Consider the following 2565-nt stretch of genomic DNA (forward strand, 5'->3'; position numbering starts at 1 on the left):
GTTGATGCTGATCCTCTGGCACCTCACAACCCCGCAGATAGGCCCGCAAGGTATCCTCGCCAAACCAGAATTTGCCGCCGCGGATGCTTGCCGCTGTCTTGTCGGTGATGCCGCGCTGCCCGCCGGCACTGCTGGCGGCAGCGATCGCCGCATTCGACCTGTACCCCGCCAACGTATTGAGATACTGATGGAACTCTTCGCGGGTTGAGGCGCTGCGCGGGTCAGGCCGCCCATCCCCCACCGGGCCTTTACTCAGTTCGCGGTACCGNCGTCGCGCCGGGCCAGCGACGGTTGATGCTGATCCTCTGGCACCTCACAACCCCGCAGATAGGCCCGCAAGGTATCCTCGCCAAACCAGAATTTGCCCTCGCGGATGCTTGCCGCTGTCTTATCGGTGATGCCACGCTGCCCGCCGGCACTGCTGGCGGCAGCGATCGCCGAATTCGACCTGTACCCCGCCAACGTATTGAGATACTGATGGAACTCTTCGCGGGTTGTGGCGCTGCGCGGGTCAGGCCGCCCATCCCCCACCGGGCCTTTACTCAGTTCGCGGTACCGGTCCACCCACGGTTGATGCTGATCCTCTGGCACCTCACAACCCCGCAGAAAGGCCCGCAAGGAATCCTCGCCAGGCCACTTTGTGCCGCCGCGGATGCTTCCCGCTGTCGATTGGGAGATGCCACGCTGCCCGCCAGCACGGCTGGCGGCCGCGATCGCCGCATTCGACCTGTCCCCCGCCAACGTATTGAGAAGGCTATGGAACTCTTCGCGGGTTGAGGCGCTGCGCGGGTCAGGCGGCCCGCTAGTCCCAGGAGGCGGCCCGCTAGTCCCAGGAGGCGACCAGTACATCCAGACGGAGGGCTGGCCGGTGGGCGCTGTACCTGAAGGCGGCAGGTCGCTGCGGTACCGCCGGCTGGTCGACGGATCAACCAAAACGTCAGCCGCGCCACGAGTGGCGACCGGAAGGACGACGTGGACACCGGACGGATCGAGCACGATCGCCCGGGCGGCGACCAACGGGATCGGCGGCGGGACCACCGAGCGGACCCGCGTGCCGGGATCGGCCTGGGTCTCCACCCAGAAAACCGCTCTCTCATAGTTGTACAACGCGAAAGCGTGCCGGTCACGACCCACCTGGTCCACCAACACCAATGCCACACTGCCCGAACCCGCTGCCCGGACCGTGTCGATCAGCGGGCCCCAATCGTCGACCGGCTGCCAGGTCGCGCCCACCCGCGCAGCGAGCCCGTCTTCCGCCCGCGCCGAACCGACATGACCATCATCAATACTGGCACGCGCGCGGGTGTACGGGTGAAGCTTCGACACAAGGAGGTCGAGCCGCACCACACAGTCAACCGACAACCGGTCATACCGGCCAAGCGCAGCGCCGACCAACTCCTCCACAACGGACGCCTTACCGGCCACAGATGCCGACACCACCGCCGCTGAAACGCCCCGCACCGGGGGCCCCAACCGAGACGACGGCGGCGTGAGCGCCACTGACAGAGCCGCCGGCGAAGTCAGCGACGGAGCCGCCGGCAGGTCGCCGGCCGGGGACCCCGGCCGAGACGCCGGCGGCGTCGGCAGCGAACCAGCCTGACCACCGGCGGTGGGCCCGCCAGACAGTGCGGACGGCGTGACGGGACCAGCCGCCGCCGGGCCGGCCGCAGGCGACGATGTGCCCACGAGTGGCCGGCCGGCTGGTGGGCTGCCCGCGACCGTTGTGCCGCCGCCTGCCGGTGCGGTGCCGGCGACCGTCGGGGTGCTGGTGCCCGTCGTCGGCCCGGCGGCCCAGGACCCGGCCGCCGCCAGTGGCTGCCCCGACCCGGCCGGTGTCGGCCCGGCGGCCCAGGACCCGGCCGCCGCCAGTGACTGCCCCGACCCGGCCGGTGTCGGCCCGGCGGGTGTTGACTCGGTTGGTGTCGGCCCGGCTGTTGTGATCTCGGACGGGGTCACGCTGTCGGGCGCCACGCTCACCGGCGTAGCGCTCGCCGGGGTACTGCTTCCTGCTACGTCACTGCCGGGCACACCATCGTGCGGCGACGTGCCGGTCGACGGTTTACCAGCTGCCGGGCCACCAGCCGGCGTCTGGGTGGATGAGGGTCCACCGGCCGGTGTCGAGGTCTGGCTTGCTGGCGGCCCGCCGGCAGGCGTGTGGGTGGGTGGTGGTGGGTTGGGTGACGGCTGGTTCACGGGTCCGATGCCGAACGGCGGCGTTACGGACCCGGGCCCGTTGTTGCCGGTCCCGGTGGGGGTGTCGTCCCCGCCGGGGGTGTGGGTCCCCCCGCCGGTGGGAACAACCGGCGGGGTGTGGGTCCCGCCGCCGGTGGGAACAGCCGACGGGGTGTGGGTCCCGCCGGTGGGAACAACCGACGGGGTGTGGGTCCCGCCGGTGGGAACAGCCGGCAGGGTGTGGGTCCCGCCGCCGGTGGGGAACCGGTGGGGTGTGGGTCCCGCCGCCGGTGGGGACAGCCGGTGGGGTGTGGGTCCCGTCGGGGTTGCCCGGGTCGCCTGTTGCGCCGGTTGTACCTTGCGGAGCACTCGCATACGGCGGTGGTGAGGTGT

1 protein-coding gene and 1 pseudogene are annotated in these 2565 nt (G+C 70.7%); one reads left to right on the plus strand and one right to left on the minus strand.

Going from position 1 to position 2565, the window contains the following annotated elements:
- Nucleotides 1-208, plus strand: a 208-nt coding sequence (locus A6A27_RS44195; RefSeq protein ID WP_158073967.1) for a hypothetical protein, incomplete at its 5' end; no start/stop codon positions are given.
- Between the two features lie 61 nt (nt 209-269).
- On the opposite strand, the pseudogene A6A27_RS47395 reads toward A6A27_RS44195, so the two are convergent.
- Nucleotides 270-2547: pseudogene (locus A6A27_RS47395) on the minus strand (toxin glutamine deamidase domain-containing protein); the annotation flags it as partial.
- Nucleotides 2548-2565: the final 18 nt, after the last annotated feature.

Source organism: Micromonospora sp. CB01531 (assembly GCF_001905095.1).
Lineage (GTDB): Bacteria > Actinomycetota > Actinomycetes > Mycobacteriales > Micromonosporaceae > Micromonospora.